16 protein-coding genes are annotated in these 24,049 nt (G+C 35.3%); 12 read left to right on the top strand and 4 right to left on the bottom strand.

What is annotated here, in order from left to right; translation table 11 throughout:
• Positions 1-120 precede the first annotated feature (120 nt).
• Positions 121-3,027 carry an FAD-binding and (Fe-S)-binding domain-containing protein gene (locus ACNC7R_RS16460; RefSeq protein WP_417942136.1) on the top strand — a complete coding sequence of 969 codons (2,907 nt, stop codon included), beginning with the start codon at positions 121-123 and terminating at the stop codon, positions 3,025-3,027.
• Between the two features lie 144 nt (positions 3,028-3,171).
• Here ACNC7R_RS16460 and ACNC7R_RS16455 read toward each other — a convergent pair whose 3' ends face one another.
• Positions 3,172-4,326 (bottom strand): Gfo/Idh/MocA family oxidoreductase, encoded by a 1,155-nt coding sequence (locus ACNC7R_RS16455; protein WP_417942135.1) that lies wholly within the window; start codon positions 4,324-4,326, stop codon positions 3,172-3,174.
• 314 nt (positions 4,327-4,640) lie between these two features.
• On the opposite strand from ACNC7R_RS16455, the gene ACNC7R_RS16450 reads away from it, so the two are divergent.
• From ACNC7R_RS16450 to ACNC7R_RS16430, 5 genes are all read left to right on the top strand, one after another.
• Positions 4,641-6,575: an amino acid permease gene (locus ACNC7R_RS16450; protein WP_417942134.1), complete on the top strand. Its 1,935-nt coding sequence runs from the start codon at positions 4,641-4,643 to the stop codon at positions 6,573-6,575.
• Between the two features lie 280 nt (positions 6,576-6,855).
• A complete protein-coding gene (locus ACNC7R_RS16445; protein WP_417942133.1) occupies positions 6,856-7,101 on the top strand; it encodes a hypothetical protein in 246 nt (81 codons plus the stop codon).
• Positions 7,091-7,381, top strand: a complete 291-nt coding sequence (locus tag ACNC7R_RS16440; RefSeq protein ID WP_417942132.1) for a type II toxin-antitoxin system RelE/ParE family toxin — start codon at positions 7,091-7,093, stop codon at positions 7,379-7,381. Before ACNC7R_RS16445 ends, ACNC7R_RS16440 begins: the two co-directional genes overlap by 11 nt.
• Before the next feature lie 225 nt (positions 7,382-7,606).
• Complete coding sequence (gene lpdA, locus ACNC7R_RS16435; protein WP_417942131.1) at positions 7,607-9,010, top strand: dihydrolipoyl dehydrogenase; 1,404 nt, start codon at positions 7,607-7,609, stop codon at positions 9,008-9,010.
• A 147-nt stretch (positions 9,011-9,157) separates the two neighbouring features.
• A complete protein-coding gene (locus ACNC7R_RS16430; RefSeq protein WP_417942130.1) occupies positions 9,158-9,700 on the top strand; it encodes a lipocalin family protein in 543 nt (180 codons plus the stop codon).
• Positions 9,701-9,763: 63 nt separating this feature from the next.
• On the opposite strand, the gene ACNC7R_RS16425 is transcribed toward ACNC7R_RS16430, so the two are convergent.
• A complete protein-coding gene (locus ACNC7R_RS16425) occupies positions 9,764-10,138 on the bottom strand; it encodes a DoxX family membrane protein (protein ID WP_243234573.1) in 375 nt (124 codons plus the stop codon).
• A 240-nt stretch (positions 10,139-10,378) separates the two neighbouring features.
• Positions 10,379-11,566 (bottom strand): vWA domain-containing protein, encoded by a 1,188-nt coding sequence (locus ACNC7R_RS16420; RefSeq protein WP_417942129.1) that lies wholly within the window; start codon positions 11,564-11,566, stop codon positions 10,379-10,381.
• Between the two features lie 183 nt (positions 11,567-11,749).
• Here ACNC7R_RS16420 and ACNC7R_RS16415 point away from each other — a divergent pair, with 183 nt between their 5' ends.
• From ACNC7R_RS16415 to ACNC7R_RS16405, 3 genes are all read left to right on the top strand, one after another.
• Positions 11,750-13,051: an anthranilate synthase component I family protein gene (locus ACNC7R_RS16415; protein WP_417942128.1), complete on the top strand. Its 1,302-nt coding sequence runs from the start codon at positions 11,750-11,752 to the stop codon at positions 13,049-13,051.
• A 24-nt stretch (positions 13,052-13,075) separates the two neighbouring features.
• Positions 13,076-14,086 carry a dipeptide epimerase gene (locus ACNC7R_RS16410; RefSeq protein WP_417942127.1) on the top strand — a complete coding sequence of 337 codons (1,011 nt, stop codon included), beginning with the start codon at positions 13,076-13,078 and terminating at the stop codon, positions 14,084-14,086.
• Positions 14,087-14,178: 92 nt separating this feature from the next.
• On the top strand, positions 14,179-14,643 hold the full coding sequence (locus ACNC7R_RS16405) for a DUF1456 family protein (RefSeq protein ID WP_417942126.1): 465 nt from the start codon (positions 14,179-14,181) through the stop codon (positions 14,641-14,643).
• A gap of 178 nt (positions 14,644-14,821) precedes the next feature.
• On the opposite strand, the gene sucC is transcribed toward ACNC7R_RS16405, so the two are convergent.
• Positions 14,822-16,015, bottom strand: a complete 1,194-nt coding sequence (sucC, locus tag ACNC7R_RS16400) for an ADP-forming succinate--CoA ligase subunit beta (RefSeq protein ID WP_417942125.1) — start codon at positions 16,013-16,015, stop codon at positions 14,822-14,824.
• Positions 16,016-16,431: 416 nt separating this feature from the next.
• Here sucC and gltB point away from each other — a divergent pair, with 416 nt between their 5' ends.
• The 3 genes from gltB (at position 16,432) to lysA (ending at position 23,836) form a co-directional block, all read left to right on the top strand.
• On the top strand, positions 16,432-20,946 hold the full coding sequence (gene gltB / locus ACNC7R_RS16395; RefSeq protein WP_417942124.1) for a glutamate synthase large subunit: 4,515 nt from the start codon (positions 16,432-16,434) through the stop codon (positions 20,944-20,946).
• A gap of 4 nt (positions 20,947-20,950) precedes the next feature.
• Complete coding sequence (locus tag ACNC7R_RS16390) at positions 20,951-22,405, top strand: glutamate synthase subunit beta (protein ID WP_417942123.1); 1,455 nt, start codon at positions 20,951-20,953, stop codon at positions 22,403-22,405.
• Between the two features lie 213 nt (positions 22,406-22,618).
• The gene (lysA, locus tag ACNC7R_RS16385; RefSeq protein ID WP_417942122.1) at positions 22,619-23,836 is read left to right on the top strand and encodes a diaminopimelate decarboxylase; all 1,218 of its coding nucleotides are present in this window, start codon (positions 22,619-22,621) and stop codon (positions 23,834-23,836) included.
• The last annotated feature ends 213 nt before the right edge of the window (positions 23,837-24,049 follow it).

The following is a 24,049-nucleotide window of genomic DNA, read 5'->3' as shown; positions in this document are numbered from 1 at the left end:
CTGCCGGAAACATTGAAAAATCAGTGCCCAATTTTCTTAATTTAGAATAAAAACAAAGGAAATAAGAGTATTTTTGTAGCCGAAAAAACCATCCGTTTTAGTTTATAAATTCAAATCAGAATGTCAATAATTAAGGAGTTAGAACAACTGTCAGCATCATTAGAAGGAACACTTTTATATGATGATCTTCATAAAACGCTTTATTCAACCGATGCGTCGGTGTACCGAATTAAACCCAATGCGGTAGCTATCCCGAAAACGACCGAAGATATTGTCAAACTAATCAGGTTTGCTGGCAGTCATAATATGTCGGTTACGCCAAGAACTGCAGGAACTTCGCTGGCAGGACAGGCGGTGGGAGACGGATTGGTAATTGATGTTTCGAAGCATTTTACTAAAATTATTTCGTTTGATCCCCAAAAGAAAACCGTAACCGTTCAGCCCGGTGTTATTCGCGATGAGCTGAATTTATTCTTAAAGCCTCACTGTGTATTTTTTGCCCCTATTACATCAACCTCAAACCGCGCCATGATTGGCGGTATGGTGGGGAATAATTCTTCCGGGACAACTTCCATTCGGTATGGTGTAACACGTGATAAAATTGCTGAAGTTAAAGCAATTTTGAGCGACGGCTCTGAAGTGGTTTTTAAAGACCTGACTTCGGCTGAATTTATCGAAAAAACAAAAGGCGATACTTTAGAAAATAAAATATATAAAACAATTTACGACGAGCTTTCAGTAAAAGAAAATCAGGAAGAAATTATAAAGGAGTTTCCAAAACCTGAAATTCACCGAAGAAACACCGGTTATGCCGTTGATATTCTGCTAAAATCGGAGTTGTTTGGCGGAACAGAACCGACAATTAACCTCGGGAAACTGCTTTGCGGAAGCGAAGGTACTTTAGCTTTTACAACCGAAGTGACATTGAAAGTGGATGATCTTCCGCCTCCACACAGTATTATGGTGGTTGGACATTATCATACGATTCAGGAATCGTTAGAGTCGGTTGTCGTAGCAATGAAACATCATTTGTACACCTGCGAAATGATCGACGATACAATTTTGGATTGTACCAAAACGAATCGGGAACATGTAAAAAACAGGTTCTTTTTGCAAGGCGAACCAAAAGCGATTATGATGTTCGAAGTGGCAGCCCATACTTTCGAAGAAGCCGAAAAGCAAGCCGATGCCCTGATTGCTGATTTAGAAAAAAACAATTTTGGTTATGCCAATGTAAAGATTTACGGAGCTGATATTGACAAAGCCAACGAACTAAGAAAAGCCGGTCTCGGACTTTTAGGAAGTATTGTAGGTGATGATAAAGCAGCAGACTCTATTGAAGATACAGCGGTTGAATTGAGTGATTTACCAGCCTATATTGCAGAGTTTTCGGCGATGATGTTAAGTCACGGACAGGAAGCGATTTATTATGCACATGCGGGAGCTGGGGAATTGCACCTTCGTCCGGTTTTGAATTTAAAGAAGACCGAAGATTTAAAATTATTCAGAACCATTGCGACAGAAGTAGCACATTTGGTAAAAAAATACAGAGGTTCGTTAAGTGGTGAACATGGTGACGGAATCGTGCGTGGCGAGTTTATTCCGTTTATGATTGGCGATAAGAATTACGAATTGCTGAAAAGAATCAAACTGGCATTTGATCCAAATTCGGTTTTGAATATCGGGAAGATTGTCAATGCCTTGAAAATGGATGAAAATCATCGCGTAGTTTCAGGCAGAATTGAACCGGATATTAAAACGTTTCAGGATTTTTCAGACAGTTTAGGAATTTTGCGTGCTGCCGAAAAATGCAACGGCTCGGGCGATTGCAGAAAATTACCATCGGCAGGGGGAGCGATGTGTCCGAGTTATCGTGCGACCAGAAATGAAAAGGAAACTACCCGTGCGAGAGCTAATGCATTACGGGAATATCTGACGTATTCTGAAAAAGAAAATAAATTCGACCAGAAAGAATTATACGAAGTTTTTGAATTGTGTGTAAGTTGTAAAGCCTGCGCCAGCGAATGTCCGAGTAATGTGGATTTAGCCACTTTAAAAGCCGAATTTTTATACCAATACCAAAAAGCAAACGGATTCTCAACCCGAAATAAGATTTTTGCCAACAACGCTAAACTGAACAAAATGGGAAGTAAATTCCCGTCGATTACGAATTTTATTTCGAATCAGTCATTGGTGAAAAAAACAATGGGAATTGCACCAGAAAGACAAGTGCCGTTATTGGCAAAAAAGACTTTTAGGAAATGGTTTGCCAATAATAAACCAAAAAAAACTGATTTCCCGAATGGAAGGTTGTATTTGTTTGTAGATGAATTCACGAATTATTACGACGTAAATATCGGAATTGATGCTTTTGAATTATTGACGAAATTAGGTTACGAAGTTTTAATCGTAAATCATGAAGAAAGCGGAAGAGCTTATTTATCAAAAGGTTTTTTAGAAGAGGCTAAGAAAATTGCCAATCAGAATGTCAACATTTTTAAAGATTTGGTTTTAGCTAATGCACCTTTGGTCGGAATTGAACCTTCCGCGATTTTGACTTTTAGGGATGAATACTTACGTTTGGCTGATGATAAAGAAGGTGCTGAGAAATTGTCCCAAAATGCTTTTACAATTGAAGAATTCTTCAAAAAAGAAATCATCGACGGAAAAATCACAGCAGATTCATTTTCAGAAGAGACGAAAGAAATTAAAATACACGGACACTGCCATCAGAAATCATTGAGTTCTGTTGAAGCGACATTTGCCATGCTGAATCTGCCTAAAAACAACACGGTTACGATTTACAATTCAGGCTGCTGCGGAATGGCAGGCTCTTTTGGTTATGAAAAAGAACATTACCAAGTGAGCATGCAGATGGGTGAAGATACTTTATTTCCAAAAGTTCGTAATACAGCCGAAAATGTAAAAATTGCAGCTGCTGGAACGAGCTGTCGTCATCAGATATTTGACGGAACGAGTAGGGAAGCGCAACATCCTGTAAGTATTTTGAGAAGCTGTTTGAAGTAAAGTTTAACCGCAAATTTCGCTAAGATTTACGCCAAAAACGAAATGATTTTTTGTTTCTCGCAGATTTAGCAGACTGTCTAAAATCTGCATAATCTTTTCATTGCAATAAAATCAGCTATATCAGCTAAATCTGCGAGAGAAAATTTATAGTATTGCAATCTTCTTTCCGGTTTCAGCTGCTTTGTAGATGGCATTAATAATCTTAATATCTTTCAATCCCTCTTCTCCCGTAATGTGATCAGGAAGTTTTTTGTTGGCCAGCAGCACTTTAGAAATTTCATCCAATTGTTTTTGCTGTTGTTTGATTGGAGGAAATTTAAGAGGACCTTTTGAGGTCTTTCCTTCATAAGGACCATAACTGAGTCCAGGACTTAATTCAAAAGAGCCATAATCAGCAGATGCATAAGTCCGGTCAATATTATAACCACAAGAGGTAGTGCCATTAGCCATAGCACCGCTTGGAAATACCATTTGCCAGGAGATGCTTTCCTCTGTTTCTGAAAATCGGTTTTTATCATTTATCGTACCAAACTGTGCAGTAACGGAAATGGGTTCTTCTCCTAAAATATAGCGGCTGGCCTGTATGCAGTAAATCCCCAAATCCATTAAAGGCCCTCCTCCGGATAATTTTTTGTTCAGTCTCCAGTTAGCCGGACTATTTATATCCACTGGTTTTTTAGCAACGGTGTCATACGTTCTATACCCCAGAGATGATTCGATGTAGCGTACCTGTCCAAAAACTTTCTCTTGCCCTAATCGCTTAATTTCTAAATGAGTCGGCTCGTAATGCAAGCGGTATCCAATAGCTAACTGCACCTTATAATCATTGCAGGCTTTAATCATTTCTTCGCATTCTTTTACATCAATTGCCATTGGTTTTTCAGTGATAACATGCTTTCCCGCTTTTGCAGAACGAATAACGAAATCTTTATGCATGCTGTTTGGCAGGATAACGTAAACCATATCGATATCTTTGTTTTTTATGATCTCGTCAAAATTTTCATAATTATAGATATTCTTTTCAGGAATATTATATTTCTCTTTCCATTTGATGGCTTTAGAAGGTGTTCCGGTCACAATACCTGCAAGATTACAATACTCAGAGCCCTGCATGGATTCAGCTACTATATTGGCATAAATCCCTAAACCGCAAAGGGCAAGGTTTATTTTTTTTCCGTTATAAGGAATAGGTTCAGGTTCTGCTGCTAATAAAAAAGAAGGAAGACTTGTTGAAATGGCTGAAGCGCCAACACCAATTCCCAATTTATTTACAAAGGAACGTCTAGATATTTTTTCCATAAAAATTGTCTTTATATTACATTAAATAGGATTTTAGTAGTAAGCAGTTTTCAAGAAAAAGAGATATTTACATTTCTTGCTAAGTGCTCCAGAGAATATAATTAACTTCAAATTAAATGATTATAAGTTTATTATCCTAAAAAAGCGACATATTTCTCCATAAATATAATTAAGAAAATTTCTGTAATTCTTGACGAAAAATAAGTCAGATAAACAAAATCGTTTTATATATTTGATTTCAGGATAATTTTTGCATTATTTGCAAAATAAAAGCGCAAAGTCTGAAATTTATCAATTTAAAACCAGAATCACATATGGCGTTGTCAGGTTTATTCCGCAAGAAAACAGTACAGGATATTTTAAACCAGGTTGCAAAGAATGAAGCAGATGGTCATAATGCATTAGGGAAGCATTTAACTGCAAAGGACTTAACCGCCTTTGGAATTGCAGCTATAATTGGGGCAGGAATTTTTAGCACCATCGGAAAAGCCAGTGCTGACGGCGGTCCAGCGGTTATTTTTCTATTTCTTTTTACAGCTTTAGCCTGTAGTTTTGCAGCTTTTGCTTACGCCGAATTTGCATCGATGGTTCCGGTTTCCGGAAGTGCTTACACTTATTCTTATGTAGCTTTCGGCGAATTAATTGCCTGGATTATTGGCTGGGCTTTAATTATGGAATATGCCGTAGGAAATATAACGGTTGCTATATCGTGGAGTGATTATTTTACAGGACTACTTCAAAGCCAGGGAGTTAATTTGCCCCAATGGATTCAGATGGATTATTTAACGGCTTCAAACGGTTTTAAAGACGCAATGGGCCTGATGCAGGGAGGGAAAACTTTTGAAAATTTAGACACAGGATTACAGGCAGCTTATACAGCCTGGAAAACAGCACCAACGATTGGTTCTTTCCATTTTGTCGCAGATTTGCCGGCCTTGTTTATTATTGTATTGATTACCGCCTTGGTGTATCGCGGAATGAAGGAATCGCGTAATGCCAGTAATCTAATGGTAGTGGTGAAACTTTGTATTGTACTTTTAGTAATTGCAGTTGGAGTTTTTTATGTGGATACGACCAATTGGGATCCGTTTGCGCCAAATGGTGTAAGTGGAGTTTTAAAAGGAGTTTCGGCAGTTTTCTTTGCTTACATAGGTTTTGATGCCATTTCAACAACGGCAGAAGAATGTAAAAACCCACAGCGTGATTTACCACGAGGAATGATGTGGGCAATTATCATCTGTACCATTTTATACATTGCTATCGCATTGGTTTTAACCGGAATGGTCAGGTATAACGAATTAAATGTTGGCGATCCTTTAGCATTTGTTTTTGAAAAATTAGACTTAAAATGGATGTCCGGCATTATTGCAGTAAGTGCAGTTATTGCAATGGCAAGTGTTTTACTGGTTTTTCAGATGGGTCAGCCTCGTATCTGGATGAGTATGAGCCGAGATGGATTATTGCCAAAAAAATTTTCTACAGTACACCCAAAATTCAAAACACCTTCTTTTGCTACCATTGTAACAGGTTTTGTAGTCGCAGTTCCGGCTTTATTTTTAAATCTGACGATGGTAACCGATCTATGCAGTATCGGAACCTTGTTTGCTTTTGTACTAGTTTGTGCCGGAGTTTTAGTATTGCAGAATAAACCAGAAATTCCAAGGGGAAAATTCAAAACGCCTTACATCAATTCCAAATACATTTTGCCAGTTTTAATGATTGCAGGATTGTATTATGCTTTCGCTTTCAATACTAAAGCTACAATGTCTTTTATTAATAATGAAGCGCAGACTTTTGACGCAACAACTATTATTACGTCATTAAATAAAGAAGAATCAACAAAAGTTCTGAATTACTTAGAAAGTATTGATAGTAAAAATAAAACTGCTGAAACATCTGATTTGGAACATTTATTAAGTCAATATCAGGACAATGAAACCAAGTATGAAGAAGTAGTAAAAGGATTGCCAATTAATGATTCGCTAAAATACGAATCAGGTTTCAGCTTATTCAAACATAAAATTCCAATGTGGATTTTTCTTTTTGTTTTGATGGGATTAGCCGTTTGGGCATTCAGAAAAAAACTGTCTTTAATTCCACTTTTAGGACTTATATGTTGTCTATATATGATGGCAGAATTAAGTGTATGGAACTGGATTTACTTCACAATTTGGTTGTTGATCGGACTATTGATTTACTTTACGTATAGTCGGAAAAATAGTAAGCTGAACTTTGTTGAGAAGTTGTAAGTTAGAATTTAAAATTATATTTAAAAAACCGTTCTTTATATTAATTTCGGAACGGATTTTTTTTTGCAACTGACTGAGTAGGTTTATATGTTTTTTCAATTAGATTCTCCAGGATTTGGTAGATTTAATTGTCAATAGAATCTAAGTGTATTAGCTTAAATATTTTTAAATCTTCGTTTAAAAAACTTTGTGTAGTCATTGTGACCTAGAGTTAAATTCACGTGTCAATTCTCAATTCAAAACTAAAAAACATTAAATTTGATTTAAAATGATAAGGATAATGCAAACAAAAGAATTAAGACTCAAGCTTATAAAAGATTTTGGGAAATTCATAGATGATGATTCTAAATTGGAAATATTAGAAAGTTTTTTCGATGCTATAAATAATGAAGAAAAAAAGTCAATTGTTCCTGATTCGCATTATGATTTGGTTAATGAAGAAAGACAAAAATATATTTCCGGAGAAAATCAGTCTAGTTCCTGGGAGGAAGTGGAAAAACGTCTGAATGCTAAGTATGGCTTTTAGCATTACTATTTTACCGTTAGCAGAAAAAGAAATTGATGAATCTATTGAATTTTACGAAAGCAGAAGTAAAGGTTTAGGGAAAAAATTTCTAACTTATTTAAAATCTTATTTCAAGGTTTTAAAAACAAATCCAGCATTGTACGAAATAAAAAGGAATCTAGGTTATCGCGAATTAATATTGGTTAAGTTTCCATTTGTTATTATTTATGAAATTATTCAAAGCGAAGTAATCATTCATTCTGTTTTCCATACCTCAAGAAATCCTCAAAGAAAACCCTGAGTTTTAACTTTAATAAAATTCACTAAATTTTCTTGCTAAAAATTTTTAATCTTTCGGGAATCAATTTACAGGTTTTATAAAATCCAAATTCATTAATCAAAAAATCAAAAAAGAATCACTTTCTTTTTAAAAATTAAATAAATCATAACAAAAAACCTGAAGCTTTAAACTTCAAACAAAACTTTATTCCTTAATTTTGTAACCGCTAAAATAAAAACAAATACTATGAGTTCATTTGACGTAGTCATTATAGGTTCAGGTCCTGGAGGATATGTATCAGCAATTCGTTGCGCACAATTAGGTTTCAAAACTGCAATTGTAGAAAAATATAATTCATTAGGCGGAACTTGCCTTAACGTAGGTTGTATTCCCTCAAAAGCATTATTATCATCTTCTCATCATTATGCTGAAATTGCTCATTTTGCAGATCACGGAATTGAAGTTTCTGGTGATGTAAAAATCAATTTAGAGAAAATGATTGCGCGTAAACAAGCCGTTGTAGATCAGACCGTAGGCGGAATCAACTACTTAATGGATAAAAATAAAATTACTGTTTTCAATGGTTTAGGTTCTTTTGTAGACGCAACACACATTGCTGTTGCAAAAGCTGATGGAACATCTGAAACTATCGAAGCAAAATATACGGTAATTGCCACAGGATCAAAGCCATCTTCTTTACCTTTTATCAAAATTGACAAAGAAAGAATCATCACTTCTACTGAAGCTTTGGCTTTAAAAGAAGTTCCAAAACACTTGGTTATCATTGGTGGTGGAGTTATCGGAATCGAGCTTGGACAAGTGTATCTTCGTTTAGGAGCTCAGGTTTCAGTAGTAGAATTCATGGACAGAATTATTCCTGGAATGGATGGAGCTCTTTCTAAAGAATTGACAAAAGTATTGAAAAAACAAGGAATGAAATTCTATGTTTCTCACAAAGTAAAATCAGTTGAAAGAAACGGTGATGCTGTTGTTGTTCAGGCTGAAAACGCAAAAGGAGAAACGATTACGCTGGAAGGAGATTATTCATTAGTTTCCGTTGGTCGCCGTCCTTACACAGACGGATTGAATGCGGACAAAGCCGGAGTTAAAATTTCAGACAGAGGACAAGTCGAAGTAAACGATCATTTACAAACAAGTGTTCCAAATATCTATGCAATTGGAGATGTTGTTCGTGGAGCCATGTTAGCACACAAAGCGGAAGAAGAAGGAGTAATGGTTGCTGAAATTTTAGCAGGTCAAAAACCACATATCGATTATAACTTAATCCCTGGTGTAGTTTACACTTGGCCAGAGGTTGCCGCAGTTGGACAAACTGAGGAGCAATTGAAAGCGGCTGGAGTTAAATACAAATCTGGAAGTTTCCCATTCAAAGCTTTAGGACGTGCAAGAGCAAGTGCTGACTTAGACGGATTTGTAAAAATCCTTGCAGATGAGAAAACAGATGAGGTTTTAGGTGTTCACATGATTGGTGCCCGTACAGCAGATTTAATTGCTGAAGCGGTTACTGCAATGGAATTCAAAGCTTCAGCTGAAGATATTTCAAGAATGAGCCACGCACATCCAACTTTTGCGGAAGCGATAAAAGAAGCAGCATTAGCTGCTACTGAAAACAGAGCTTTGCACGTATAATTTTTTACGTAAAATCATATTTTAGAAAACCGTCAGAATTTTATTTTGACGGTTTTTTGTTTTGCAATATGTAATAAGCATAAAAAATTCTGTAAAATGATTTTCTTTTTTAGATGTTATCTTTGATTAATTTTAAAAGCCAACATCATGAAAAATAAATATATAGCTCCAGTTTTGCTTGGAGTAGGAATCGCTTTTTTGCTTTATTCCTGTGGCTCAACTATTCCGGAAAAAGCAACTGTTGTCAATAATTTTGATAAAGCTAAATACCTTGGAAAATGGTATGAAATTGCCAGACTGGATTTTAAATATGAAAAAGGTTTAAATAACGTAACTGCAGAATATTCCCTAAATGATAACGGAACGATAAAAGTAGATAACAAAGGGTATGAGGTTGAAGAAAATAAGTGGAAACAAAGTATTGGAAAAGCTAAATTCGTTGAAAAAGAAAATATAGGGATGTTGAAGGTTTCTTTTTTTGGTCCTTTTTACTCCGGATATAATGTAATTGCAGTTGACCAGGATTATAAATATGCTTTGGTTGCCGGAGAAAGTTTAAAATACATGTGGATACTTTCGAGAGAAACTATACTTCCTGAAAACATTAAAACGGCTTATTTGAAAAAAGCACAGGAAATTGGATATAAAACGTCTGATTTAGTCTGGGTAAAACACGACAAAGCAAACTAAAAAAAATAAACCCGGCAGATTCTTAAAGTCTATCGGGTTTTGTATTTTAAATTTGAATCTAAATCATGGAGTAAAAACACTTTTATAATTATCCCAGTATCTGTAAATTAGAAATAAATTTGCTAAGAATAATAATCCGGCAATAGGAAGACCTTCAGGTGCAAGGAAATAATTAATGAATAAAATGTTTACGGTTATCGGCAAAATCAGGATATTGGCTAATGTTACAAAACGTCCCGTGACGAAAGCAATTCCGCAAAGTAATTCAATTGATTTTGCCAGAGGCAGTAAGTAAGTTGATGCAACAAGACCTACATTAAAAGCTTTAAAGTTTCCGGTTACTTCTGGTTCAGGTGCCAGCTTAAAGAAAAAGCTGATGGAAGCGAAAAGTAGCAAAAGGCCGATTAAAACGCGAACAATAATAGTAGCAATTTTCATAATGCTTAGGATTTTTTAAGGTTAAAAAATATAAATTATGTGCTTGAAATCTATAATCTAAAATTTACGTTTATAACAAATAATTAATTATAAAACGCTATTATATTGGAGTATTTAGTAATCAACTATGTCTCGTTTTGAGATTAATTGAATTCTATATCAAATATAGTAAATTTTTTATTATGAAATTGCTGATTTATTAACAGTTTTATTAGTTTTTGCTGAATTTTAAGCTCTGATTTATTTTAAACTTTCATTAATTAAGCGTTCCATTAATTTATTTAAATATTCTACTTGATAATCTCCCACAGATGCCTCAAGATGGTCATTTCCAATTCCGCTGTCATTGGTTATAAAAACATATGTTCCATTAGTTGCAATTGCCATATAACGCATTAAAAATTCTGTTTCTTTGTCAATTCCACTAGCAGTTATTGGAATGATTTTGATACCTTTTTTACTGGCTGTTGCAATCAAATCATGAATTTCTGAAATAATCTGATCATCATAATGAGGTGGGGCATCAAGTACAAGAAACAGAATTCTGGAAGTTGCATTTTCAGACCATTCTAAATCATTGATTGATTTGTCTAATGCGGTTTCAACAGCTTCCGGAAAATCCCCGCCAGCTTCAGCAGATTGCTCTTTTATAAAATTAACAGTATCATCAATATCTGTAGAAAAATCAGATACTTTTGTTACATAATCTTCTCCTTTGTCTCTGTAAAAAACAGATCCCATGTTTACGGTAACGCCTTGATTTTTACGTTGTACTTTTGAAATAACATCGGTTAGTTCTTCTTTCAGGTATTCTAGTTCATCTCCCATAGAGCCTGTTGCATCAACCATAAAGGCGATATCGATCTTCTTTTCTGTGTTCTCCTCAGAATAATTTTTTAAAACTAATCGATTGACCTTTTTATCGCTGTATGTGAGAATGTTTTTAAATACCTGATTGCCAATTTTTATTTTTAAATTTTGATTGCCAGACTGGTTTTTATTTTTTAGAGAAGGCCATAATTCCGCATTTCCTTTATTGTTAGTTCTGGATGACCAGATGATTTCATTTTGAGAATTAATTAATGAAACTGGTACATCGACTACATTTTCTGAATCGTATTTTATATTTACAGAAATTCTGTCTTTTAAGTAATATTTCCAATAATCACTCATTTCAGAGAATTCAGAATTTGAGTTTAAAGATTCCCAAAATTTCCAATTGCTTAAGTCATTCCATTCACCGGCGGTAATTTGCCCAGCCTGAATTTGTTGTTGTTGATCTGTTTCTGATGAAGATGATTCTGCTGATTCGACATCTGCACGATCTTCTGCGCTTGAATCAGAGGATGCTGAGTCTGCTTTTTTACAGGAAAATAGTAATGTGATGATTACCAATGAGGTCAGGCTTAATTTTACAATTGTTTTCATAAAAGGTTTAAAAGCGTTGATTAATAAATATGCTATAGTGTAAGTAATTTTGATTTTATAGTTAAAAAGATTAATAAATTGACGTTAATCTCGTGTACTAAAAAGCGTGCCAATATTTTTTTAAGATTACTTTATTGAAGGAATTTTTTTGTCGTAATTTTGAAATCTAAAATTGATTCATTTTTGAGAGTTTCCATTCACAAGCATATTCCGGATCCGGAGCAGTTTAAGCAACAGCTTTTAAGTTGGTCACAACAATTTCGAGAGGTTATTTTTTTGGATAGTAATTCCTATCCTCAAGAATATTCCAGTTTCGATTGTTTGATGGCTGTTGATGCTTTTACGTCTTTAAAAACCGATTTTCATAATGCGTTTGAAGATTTAAAACAGTATCAGCAAACTACTAAAGACTGGCTTTTTGGGTATTTGTCTTACGATCTTAAGAATGACACGGAATCTTTAAAATCATCTAATTTTGACGGACTTAATTTTCCGGATTTATTTTTCTTTCAGCCAAAAAAGATTTTTTTATTGAAAGAAAATCAGCTTGAAATCAGTTATTTGTTGCTTTGTGATGATGAAGTTGAAGAGGATTTTGAAGAAATTATTCAAAGTAAAAATGATTCTTTTGAAACGTTGGGTAAAGTCGAAGTGCAGCAACGAATTTCAAAAGAATTATATTTTCAGAAAGTAACAAAAATGCTGGAACATATTCATGCAGGTAATATGTACGAAGCTAATTTTTGTATGGAGTTTTATGCTGAAAATGCGATTATCAATCCGCTGGAAAAATTTCAAAAACTAAATGAGATTTCAAAAGCGCCTTTTTCGGTTTTTTTTAAAAATAATAAACAATTTTTGCTTTCGGCATCACCTGAACGTTATCTGAAAAAAACCGGTGATATCATTATTTCGCAGCCAATAAAAGGCACCTCAAAACGATTTCAAGATCTGAATCAGGATGTAGAATCAAAACGAAATCTTGAAAACGATGCAAAAGAACGTGCAGAGAATATCATGATTACAGATTTGGTTCGAAACGACTTGTCGCATACAGCACAAAAAGGGTCGGTAGAAGTTAAGGAACTCTGCAAAATTTATTCCTTTTTGCAGGTACATCAAATGATTTCGACGGTCACTTCAAAATTAGATGCTCAGTATTCTTCTGTAGATGTTTTGAAAACAACTTTTCCAATGGGAAGTATGACAGGAGCACCAAAAATTTCGGTAATGAAAATCATTGAAAGCCTGGAAGAAACCAAAAGAGGTTTGTATAGCGGGGCAGTTGGTTATTTTACTCCCGAAGGAGATTTTGATTTTAATGTTGTAATTAGAAGTATTTTATATAATCAGGAAAATAAATATGTTTCGTTCTCCGTTGGAAGCGCTATTACGGCTCAGTCTGTTCCTGAAAAAGAATATGAAGAATGTTTGCTAAAGGCCAACGCAATGTCTGAAGTATTAAAATCGTCGAATCCGGTTTAAAATAAATTGTAAAAGTGTTTGTGTATGAAATTAATTTTAAGAACCTATAAGCTAAAGCTAAAACACACTTTTAGAATTTCGAGGAAATCCATTGATTTTCAGCCTTCGTTAATCGTAGAATTGCAGGATGATGGGGTTTCAGGGTATGGAGAGGCTACATCGAATCCGTATTATGGTATTACAGTAGAAATTTTGCAGAGAGATATTGAGAAAATTCGTGATATTGTAGAAGAATCGCATGATGAAACACCAGAAGAATTTTGGCTGAAAATAAATTCGCTTTTAACACATAATCCTTTTGCGTTATGTGCTCTGGACAATGCGTATAATGATTTGTATGCACGAAAAAATGGCAAAAAACTGTATGAATTGTGGAATTATGATATCAGCCATAATCCATTGACGAATTATACCATTGGGATTGATACTATTGAAAAAATGATCCTGAAGATGAAGGGATTTCCGTGGCCGATTTATAAAATAAAGTTGGGTACTCCTGAAGACATTGCAATTGTAACTGAGTTACGAAAGTATACTGATGCTGTTTTTAGGGTAGATGCAAATTGCGCCTGGACTGTAGAAGAAACTTTGAAAAATGCAGTTATTTTAAAAAACTTAGGTGTCGAATTTATTGAACAGCCTTTAAAAGCTAATGATTGGGAAGGGCATAAGGAAGTTTTTGAAAATGCTGTTTTGCCTATTATAGCCGATGAAAGTTGTATCACAGAATCAGATGTTGCAAAATGTCATAATTGTTTTCACGGTGTAAATATTAAACTAATGAAATGCGGCGGAATAACACCAGGTCGGAGAATGATTACTGAAGCAAAAAAACTGGGCTTGAAAACGATGGTAGGTTGTATGACAGAATCTACAGTTGGGATTTCCGCTATCGCACATTTATTGCCCGAATTGGATTATGTTGATATGGATGGCTCATTATTATTGGAAGAAGATATTGCGACTGGTGTAAGGATAATGGATGGTAGAACATATTATCCGGACCGTAAAGGAACAGGTGTGATTTTATTCTAATATTTCCTTTTAAAATAGTGTACCTTTGCAAAATAACGATAATGAGGGAAGATAAATAAAACTTTAACCTCAAACCTGAAACAAAACAAAAAATGACAAACAACGATATCTTAAAAAAACTTCGCGTGGCTTTAATGTTACGTGATGATCAAATAGTAGAAATTTTAGAATTGGTAGATTTTAGAATTTCAAAATCAGAATTAGGGGCTTTTTTTAGAGCAGAAGATCATCCGAACTATATGGAATGCGGTGATCAGGTTTTGCGTAACTTTTTAAACGGATTGGTAATTCATTTAAGAGGAACAAAAGAAAATCCAAAAAATCCAAATGATGTTTTAGCAAAGCATAAAGCTGAGATTCCGAAGAAAGATAATACGAAAGAAAGACCTGAGTTTAAAGCTGTGCCAAAAGACAGTGAAAGAAGAAGAGGTGATCAAAGTTCTTCAAAGTCTGGTTCGACAGCTAAAAAACCTAAAAAGAAAGAATTTCCAAAAGGAAATGGAAAACCATCTGTTGTAGAAAAAGTAGTTTACAAAAACGGTAAGAATAAGAAATAATTAACCGCAAAGAGTGCAAAGGTTTACGCAAAGTTCGCAAAGTTATCTGATATATCTTTGCGAACTTTGTGTTTGTAATTGTAGCAGTGAGAAAAAAATATTGCGTGCTTTGCGGTTAAAAAAAATCCACTCCGCAAAATGGAATGGATTTTATATATAAATTTATTTCTTATTTTAATTAAGAAAGAGCAGCTTTAACCTGGTCAGCGGCTTCCTGGAATTGAACTGCAGATAAAATTGGCATACCAGAGTTGTCAATTAATTCTTTTGCAATTTCAGCGTTAGTTCCCTGCAAGCGAACAATAATTGGTACTTTAATAGCGTCTCCCATGTTTTTGTAAGCATCAACAACTCCCTGAGCAACACGGTCACAACGAACGATTCCTCCAAAGATGTTAATTAAAATTGCTTTTACGTTTGGATCTTTTAAGATAATTCTGAAGGCTGTTTCAACACGTTTAGCATCAGCAGTTCCTCCTACGTCAAGGAAGTTAGCAGGTTCAAAACCAGCGTATTTAATTAAATCCATAGTCGCCATTGCAAGACCAGCTCCGTTTACCATACATCCTACAGTACCGTCAAGGTCAACATAGTTTAAACCAACTTCTTTAGCTTCAACTTCGATTGGATTCTCCTCACGGATATCTCTCATTTCAGCGTATTTAGGTTGTCTGTATAAAGCATTATCGTCGATATTAACTTTGGCGTCAACAGCTAAGATTTTGTTATCAGAAGTTTTTAATACAGGGTTGATTTCAAACATAGAAGCATCAGAACCAATGTAAGCATTGTAAAGTGCATCGATGAATTTAACCATTTCTTTAAAAGCATTTCCAGAAAGACCTAAGTTAAAAGCAATTCTTCTGGCCTGGAAACCTTGTAAACCTACAGAAGGATCAACTTCCTCAGTAAAGATTAAATGTGGTGTGTGTTCAGCAACTTCTTCGATATCCATTCCTCCTTCAGTAGAGTACATAATCATGTTGCGTCCTGTAGCTCTATTTAACAAAACAGAAACATAAAATTCAGAAGTTTCACTTTCACCAGGATAGTAAACATCTTCAGCTACTAAAACTTTGTTTACTTTTTTACCCTCAGCAGAAGTTTGAGGAGTGATTAATTGCATTCCGATAATTTGTCCTGCAAGTTCCTCAACTTGTTGTAAGTTTTTAGCAAGTTTAACTCCGCCACCTTTTCCACGACCACCTGCGTGAATTTGTGCTTTAATTACATGCCATCCTGTTCCGGTTTCAGCAGTTAATTGTTTTGCAGCAGCAACAGCTTCAACCGCATTGTTAGCTACAATTCCGCGTTGAATGCGTACTCCGTAACTCGCTAGAATTTCTTTTCCTTGATATTCGTGTATGTTCATAATATAGAATTTGTCTGGTTCTGAATTTATTTCAGAATAAAAGTGCAACAAAAGTAGCAAAATTGAACTAAAAACTAAAATCTTTTTTAATTAATAATAAACCAATCTTACTTTGTTAAATTAATTTAATTAAAGTCAAAAAAAAGATTAAGCTAATATATCCTCATTGTTAATTTTTAACCACTATATCGTTTTAGAATTAGCATAAAAGCAACATGTTTTCAGGTAAAGTTGTTGATTTTTCTTAATATAATTTAAAACGAATTGTGATTTTGGCAATTCACAATGGGTTCTATAATATTATTATCATTTAAGAACCCTTTTTCTAATATTCCTATAAAAATATGAGGCAAAGTGTGATTTTGGTACATTATATTTAATGAAATCTTTATTTTTGTAAAAAAAAAATATCAAGAATGAAACTAAAAGAACAAGGTCTTTATTTGCCAGAATTCGAGCATGAAAACTGCGGAGCTGGTTTTATCTGCAATCTTAAAGGAGAAAAGACAAACCAAATTATTCATGATGCTCTTGAGATTCTAGTTAAGCTGGAACACAGAGGTGGAGTGAGTGCTGATGGAAAAACAGGAGATGGAGCTGGACTTTTAATTGATATTCCTCATGATTATTTCAAGAGGATATGTGATTTTGAATTGCCTGCTGCACGTGAGTATGCTGTTGGGATGGTATTTTTACCAAAAATTAAAAATCAATACGATTTTTGTAAAGAAGTTTTTGAAAAAGAAATTAAAGCGCAGGGACTTTCTGTTTTAGGATGGAGAACGGTACCGGTTGACTCTTCTCAGCTGGGAGAAATTGCTTTGGCATCAGAACCAACTATTGAACAAATTTTTATTGGTAAGAGTGAAGCTATAGAAGATGCTATTTTTAAAGCAAAATTATATGCAGCGCGTAAAATTACGGAGCATAGCATCAGAAATTCAAAAATATCCCAAAGCTCTTATTTTTATCTTCCAAGTTTATCTACAACGACTATAATATATAAAGGTATTATTATGCCTGAAGATATTGGGCCGTATTATACTGATTTGCAACAAACGGACTTGGTTACACGTTTGGCTTTAGTTCATCAGCGTTTTTCTACTAATACAATGCCTACATGGGAGTTGGCTCAGCCATTTAGATATATGTGTCAAAATGGGGAGATCAATACTTTGCGTGGTAATGTGAGCAGAATGCGTGTTCGTGAAGAAATTATGAAAAGTGAGGTTTTCGGGCCACAAATAGATAAATTATTCCCAATTATTTTACCTGGTAAATCAGATTCTGCTTCTATGGATATGGTTGTGGAGTTGTTAACGCATACAGGAAGATCATTGCCTGAAGTAATGATGATGATGATTCCGGAAGCTTGGGAAAAACACAAAACAATGTCTCCTGAAAGAAAAGCATTCTATGAATACAATGCTTGTATTATGGAGCCATGGGATGGACCTGCTTCTGTACCGTTTTCAGATGGTGATTATGTAGGAGCGTTATTAGACCGTAACGGACTAAGACCTTCAAGATATACAGTTACAAAAAGCGGTAAATTAATAATGGCTTCTGAAATTGGGGTTGTTGATGTGCCTGCAGAAGATGTTGAAAGCCATGGTAGATTAGAGCCTGGTAAAATGTTCCTTGTGGATATGAATGAAGGCCGTATCATCAATGACGAAGAAATTAAAAGTAAAATTGTTTCTGAAAGACCTTATCAGGAATGGTTGAACCAATACAGATTACACTTAAGAGATGTTCCTGAAACATCAGATGTTTGCCCGGTTGAAACAAGTGATCTGCCTACAAGAGAACGTCTTTTTAATTATACTTTAGAAGATATTCAGGATGTAATTACACCAATGGCTCAGACAGGTAAAGAGGCTTTGGGATCTATGGGAATTGATACACCTCTTGCAGTGTTGTCAGACAGGCCGCAGTTGATTCCTAATTATTTTAAACAATTATTCGCTCAGGTAACCAATCCCCCGTTAGATGGTATCCGTGAAGAAATTGTTACGGATATTGCTTTGAACTTGGGTCAGGATCGTAATATTTTTGATATTTCAAGTAAGCAATGCCGTAAACTAAGAATTCAGAATCCGGTTATTTCTAACGGTGACTTAGAAAAAATCAGAACGATTTCTATAGATAACTTCAAAGCAGAAACTTTTAAAATTTTATATCCTAAAGCTGAGGGTATGAACGGTTTAGAAAATGCTTTGGATGCTATTATTGTACAAATTACAAAAGCGGTAGAAAGAGGAACCAATATTATTATTCTTTCTGATAGAGGAGTGAATAAAGAGTTTGCTCCAATCCCTGCTTTATTGGCTTGTTCGTATGTAAATCACCAGATGAACCGTTTGCGTAAGCGTTCTTACTTTGATATTATCATGGAATCTGCTGAACCTCGCGAACCGCATCATTTTGCTACATTATTTGGATACGGTGCTAGTGCGATCAATCCTTATATGGTAAATGAAATTATTCGTGTTCAGGTTAAGGAAGGATTTATTACCGGAATTTCAGAACAAAAAGCAGTTGATAATTTCAATAAGGCAATTGGTTCAGGAATTTTGAAAATTATGAATAAAATCGGAATCTCAACTTTGCATTCGTACAGAGGTTCTCAGATTTTTGAAATTGTTGGATTCAATTCTAAATTCGTTGAAAAATACTTCCCATATACTACTTCAAGAATTGAGGGTATAGGGTTATACGAAATCGAAAAAGAAATTACAGAAAGATACAAATATGCTTATCCTGATAAGTTGATTTCGAGTAGATTAGGTTTGAATATTGGAGGAGAATACAGATGGAGACGTAACGGAGAAAGACACTTGTTTAATCCTACTACCATCGCAAAATTACAGCAGGCTGTTCGATTAAGCGATCAGAATAGTTATGATGTGTATTCAAATACTATTAACGATCAGGCGAAAAGCTTAATGACGATTCGTGGATTGTTTGAATTTGATAATTTAAATCCGATTCCATTAGAAGAAGTAGAGCCTTGGACAGAAATTGTAAAACGTTTTAAAACGGGAGCAATGTCTTACGGATCTATTTCAAGAGAAGCACACGAAAATTTAGCCATTGCAATGAACCGTATTGGAGGGAAATCCAATTCAGGCGAAGGCGGGGAAGACAGAAAGCGCTTCCAGCCGGATGTAAATGGTGACAGTCGTAACTCGGCTATTAAACAAGTTGCTTCCGGACGCTTTGGGGTTACTTCCCACTATCTGACAAATGCAAAAGAAATCCAGATTAAAATGGCTCAGGGTGCTAAGCCTGGAGAAGGTGGTCAGCTACCTGGAGAAAAAGTATTGCCATGGATTGCAGAAGCACGTAACTCAACTCCTTTTGTGGGATTGATTTCTCCTCCGCCACACCACGATATTTACTCTATTGAAGATTTGGCACAATTAATCTTCGACCTGAAAAATGCCAATAGAGAAGCCCGAATCAATGTGAAACTGGTTTCTGAGGTTGGTGTTGGAACAATTGCTGCCGGTGTTGCAAAAGCCAAAGCAGATGTTGTTTTAATTGCAGGTTATGACGGTGGAACAGGAGCTTCTCCTTTAACATCATTAAAACACGCTGGTCTTCCGTGGGAACTTGGACTAGCAGAAGCGCAGCAGACTTTAGTATTAAATAACTTAAGAAGCAGAATCGTTGTAGAATGTGATGGTCAGTTAAAAACAGGTCGTGACGTAGCTATCGCTGCTTTGTTAGGAGCTGAAGAATTTGGTTTTGCAACGGCTCCTCTTGTCGCTTCGGGTTGTATTATGATGCGTAAATGTCACCTGAATACATGTCCTGTCGGAATTGCGACTCAGGATAAAGATTTGCGTAAAAATTTCAAAGGAACTCCTGAGCACGTTATTAATTTCTTTTACTATGTTGCAGAAGAATTAAGAGGTATTATGGCTCAGTTAGGTTTCAGAACGTTAGCTGAAATGGTAGGTCAGACAGATAAAATCAATTCAAACAAAGCAATTGAGCATTACAAAGCTAAAGGACTAGATTTATCTTCGATTTTACACAGACCTGATGCTTACAAAAAAATGCCGATCCGTAATACGGAAAAGCAGGATCATGGTTTAGAAGGCGTATTGGATTTCCAAATCCTTAGAGATTCGCATCGTGCTTTGTACAGAAAAGAAAAAATGACGTTATCTTATCCAATTAACAACATAAACCGTTCTGTTGGTGCTATTGTAAGTAATGAGATTTCTAAAATATACGGTCACCTTGGATTACCTGAGGATACCTTGAATGTTAATTTTACCGGTTCTGCAGGTCAGAGTTTAGGCGCTTTCAGTGCTCATGGACTAACATTTACTGTAGAAGGAAATACGAACGATTATTTAGGTAAAGGTTTGTCCGGGGCTAAATTAATTATTAAAAAGCCTGCAAATGCAACATTTGTAGCTGAGAATAATATCATTGTTGGAAACGTTTGTTTATTTGGTGCAATCGAGGGAGAGGCTTATATCAATGGTATAGCCGGAGAGCGATTTGCAGTACGTAATTCTGGAGCGATTGCTGTAGTGGAAGGTGTTGGAGATCATGGTTGTGAGTACATGACCGGAGGTAAAGTTGTGGTGCTTGGTAACACAGGACGTAACTTTGCGGCAGGTATGAGCGGAGGTATTGCTTATGTCTATGATCCTGAAAACAAATTTAAAAACGGATTGTGTAATACGGAAACAATCGAATTTGAGACAGTTGAAGGCGCTGATGCTGACGACCTAAGAAATTTGATCGAAAGACACGTTCAGTACACAAACAGTACAAGAGGTACAGCATTATTAAACGACTGGGCAGGAAGCTTAGACAATTTTGTAAAAGTGATGCCTACAGAGTACAAAAAAGCGTTGAAACGTCTGGAAACAGAAGAACAAATGGTAGAAGAATTAACAGCATAATACAATGGGAAAAGTAACAGGTTTTAAAGAATTCGAAAGACAAGACGAATCATATATAGAAGTTAAAGAACGTGTAACGAATTATAATGAATTTACGATTCCTTTGAGTGAAGCTGAAATTATTACTCAGGGTTCTCGTTGCATGGATTGTGGTATCCCCTTTTGTCACAGTGGTTGTCCTCTTGGGAATTTAATTCCCGATTTCAATCACATGGTGTACCAGGAAGAATGGCAAAAAGCCTCATGGATTTTGCATTCAACAAACAATTTTCCTGAGTTTACAGGACGTTTGTGTCCGGCGCCATGCGAAAAAGCATGTGTGTTAGGACTTATTGAAGAGCCAATTTCTATCGAAAATATAGAAAAAAACATTGTGGAGCGTGCTTTTAAAGAAGGATGGATCAAACCACAGCCACCAAAAGTAAGAACTGGTAAAACAGTTGCGGTGGTAGGATCAGGCCCAGCTGGTTTAGCAGCAGCTCAGCAATTAAACAGGGCAGGTCATACTGTTACTGTTTTTGAAAGAGATAATGCTATTGGAGGCTTGTTGCGTTACGGAATTCCAAATTTCAAATTAGAAAAAGGAATTATCGACAGACGTATCGCTATTTTAGAAGCTGAAGGAATTACCTTCAAAGTAAATACTAATGTAGGTGTAAACTATTCCATTGAAGATCTAAAAGCATTCGATTCTATCGTGCTTTGTGGAGGAGCTACTGAAAGAAGAGGTTTACCTACTCCTGGAGCTGATGCAGACGGTGTGGTTCAGGCAATGGATTTCTTAACCCAGCAGACTAAAGTAGTTTTTGGAGAAAAAATCGAAAATCAGGTATTGGCTACCGGAAAAGATGTAATCGTGATTGGTGGTGGTGATACAGGTTCTGACTGTGTTGGAACATCAAACCGCCAAGGGGCAAAATCGGTAACGAATTTTGAAATTATGCCAAAACCGCCGGTTGGAAGAAGTGCATCAACTCCTTGGCCTTACTGGCCATTGCAGTTAAAAACATCTACTTCTCATAAAGAAGGCTGTGAAAGAGACTGGTTAATCAATACGAAAGAATTTATCAAAGACGAAAATGGTAAATTAATCGCTTTGAAAACAGTAAAAGTAGAGTGGAAAATGGTTCCGGGTCAGCGTCCTGAATTACTTGAAGTAGAAGGATCTGAAAAAATATGGCCTTGTGACTTAGCTTTACTGGCACTTGGATTTACAGGACCTGAAAAAACGTTAAGTGAGCAATTAGGACTGGAAATTGATTTCAGAAGCAACTATAAAGCAAATAATTATCAGACAAATGTGCCTAATATATTTACAGCAGGAGATATGAGAAGAGGGCAGTCCTTGATTGTCTGGGCTATTTCTGAAGGTAGAGAAGCTGCTCGTCAGGTTGATATTTATTTAATGGGCAAATCTGATTTGCCTACTAAAGAAGGTGGAGATTTACCTGGAGTGTAATAATTATGCAATAAAATTTCTAAACGGCTGTCAATATTGATAGCCGTTTTGCTTTTTTATTATTATTTTTCACAAATTTTCAAAATGTTTTAAATTTAAACAAAACTCACATATAGTTTAAAAAACAAACAATTTGTTATAATTTGTTATTTTTCTATAAATTATTTGCTGGTAGATAAAAGAGTAATAAATTTGCTTAAAATAAGTTTAAAAATGCAAGCAAAAGATTTACTGCAGTTAGCAGACCAATTTGGAAGTCCATTGTATGTTTACGATGCTGAAAAAATCCAATCTCAGTACAACAGATTAACTAAAGCTTTCTCTAAGGTGGAGAAGTTAAGAGTTAATTATGCCATGAAGGCATTGTCTAACATTGCGATTCTTCAGTTATTAAAGAACATGGGGTCTGGTTTAGATACTGTATCGATTCAGGAAGTTTTATTAGGACTTCATGCTGGCTACGACCCTGACAAAATTTTCTTTACACCAAACGGCGTTTCTCTTGAAGAAATTGAAGAAGTTGCCGCTATGGGAGTACAGGTTAATATTGATAATTTATCAATTTTAGAGCAATTCGGGACAAAATATCCTCAAACACCAGTTTGTATTCGTATTAATCCTCACGTAATGGCAGGTGGAAATGCTAATATTTCTGTTGGGCATATCGATAGTAAATTCGGAATCTCTGTGCACCAGTTGCCGCATTTATTGCGAATTGTAGAGAACACCAAAATGAATATTGTAGGGATTCACATGCACACGGGATCTGATATTTTAGATATCGAAGTATTCCTGTATGCTGCTGAAATTTTGTTCGACACCGCTAAAAATTTCAAAAATCTGGAGTTTTTAGATTTCGGAAGCGGATTCAAAGTACCTTACAAAAAAGACGATATCGAAACGGATATTGAAGAACTAGGTAAAAAATTATCTAAAAGATTCAATGCTTTCTGTACAGAATATGGTAAAGATCTAACGTTGATTTTCGAACCAGGGAAATTCCTTGTGAGCGAAGCAGGTTTCTTCTTAGCAAAAGTAAACGTGGTAAAACAAACAACTTCAACAGTTTTTGCCGGAATCGACAGTGGTTTCAATCATTTAATTCGTCCAATGTTTTACGGATCTTCACATCATATCGAAAACATCTCGAACCCGAAAGGAAAAGAGCGTTTTTACTCCGTGGTAGGCTACATTTGCGAAACCGATACTTTTGCCAACAACCGCAGAATTCCGGAAATTACAGAAGGTGACATTTTAGCGTTCAGAAACGCGGGAGCCTATTGTTTCTCCATGTCTTCGAACTACAATTCAAGATACAAACCGGCTGAGGTTTTATGGATGAACGGTCAGGGAATCCTGATTCGAGCTCACGAAACTTTTGAAGATTTGCTTAAAAATCAAATTCCGTTGCCAATAGAAGCAACAGTTTAAAAATAAAAAAAAAGAGAATATCAATGCTAAGTCCCGTTTCTTGTGAAGCGGGATTTTTTTTGCCCAAGATTTTAATAACTAAATAGTTTTACTAAAAAATATCATACATTTGGGGTCATTTTATTCTTAATAAATTATGTTTATTACAATTGCATGATATTATAAGGTAAGCTAAAAAGATTCTAGTAAATCTTCATAATCCCAAATAAATTA

The sequence above is a fragment of the Flavobacterium adiutor genome (assembly GCF_048282555.1).
Lineage (GTDB): Bacteria > Bacteroidota > Bacteroidia > Flavobacteriales > Flavobacteriaceae > Flavobacterium.
Note: the sequence above shows the minus strand (reverse complement) of the source record. Positions and strands in the feature narration are given on the sequence as shown.

What these genes read in the sequence shown, in the direction of transcription:
- ACNC7R_RS16455 (WP_417942135.1), bottom strand. Translation starts at nt 4,326, where the DNA reads ATGGAAAAAATATCTAGACGTTCCTTTGTAAATAAATTGGGAATTGGT.
- ACNC7R_RS16390 (WP_417942123.1), top strand. Translation starts at nt 20,951, where the DNA reads ATGGGAAAAGTAACAGGTTTTAAAGAATTCGAAAGACAAGACGAATCA.
- lpdA (WP_417942131.1), top strand. Translation starts at nt 7,607, where the DNA reads ATGAGTTCATTTGACGTAGTCATTATAGGTTCAGGTCCTGGAGGATAT.
- ACNC7R_RS16450 (WP_417942134.1), top strand. Translation starts at nt 4,641, where the DNA reads ATGGCGTTGTCAGGTTTATTCCGCAAGAAAACAGTACAGGATATTTTA.
- ACNC7R_RS16430 (WP_417942130.1), top strand. Translation starts at nt 9,158, where the DNA reads ATGAAAAATAAATATATAGCTCCAGTTTTGCTTGGAGTAGGAATCGCT.
- ACNC7R_RS16410 (WP_417942127.1), top strand. Translation starts at nt 13,076, where the DNA reads ATGAAATTAATTTTAAGAACCTATAAGCTAAAGCTAAAACACACTTTT.
- ACNC7R_RS16460 (WP_417942136.1), top strand. Translation starts at nt 121, where the DNA reads ATGTCAATAATTAAGGAGTTAGAACAACTGTCAGCATCATTAGAAGGA.
- sucC (WP_417942125.1), bottom strand. Translation starts at nt 16,015, where the DNA reads ATGAACATACACGAATATCAAGGAAAAGAAATTCTAGCGAGTTACGGA.
- ACNC7R_RS16420 (WP_417942129.1), bottom strand. Translation starts at nt 11,566, where the DNA reads ATGAAAACAATTGTAAAATTAAGCCTGACCTCATTGGTAATCATCACA.
- ACNC7R_RS16445 (WP_417942133.1), top strand. Translation starts at nt 6,856, where the DNA reads ATGCAAACAAAAGAATTAAGACTCAAGCTTATAAAAGATTTTGGGAAA.
- ACNC7R_RS16440 (WP_417942132.1), top strand. Translation starts at nt 7,091, where the DNA reads ATGGCTTTTAGCATTACTATTTTACCGTTAGCAGAAAAAGAAATTGAT.
- ACNC7R_RS16425 (WP_243234573.1), bottom strand. Translation starts at nt 10,138, where the DNA reads ATGAAAATTGCTACTATTATTGTTCGCGTTTTAATCGGCCTTTTGCTA.
- ACNC7R_RS16405 (WP_417942126.1), top strand. Translation starts at nt 14,179, where the DNA reads ATGACAAACAACGATATCTTAAAAAAACTTCGCGTGGCTTTAATGTTA.
- gltB (WP_417942124.1), top strand. Translation starts at nt 16,432, where the DNA reads ATGAAACTAAAAGAACAAGGTCTTTATTTGCCAGAATTCGAGCATGAA.
- lysA (WP_417942122.1), top strand. Translation starts at nt 22,619, where the DNA reads ATGCAAGCAAAAGATTTACTGCAGTTAGCAGACCAATTTGGAAGTCCA.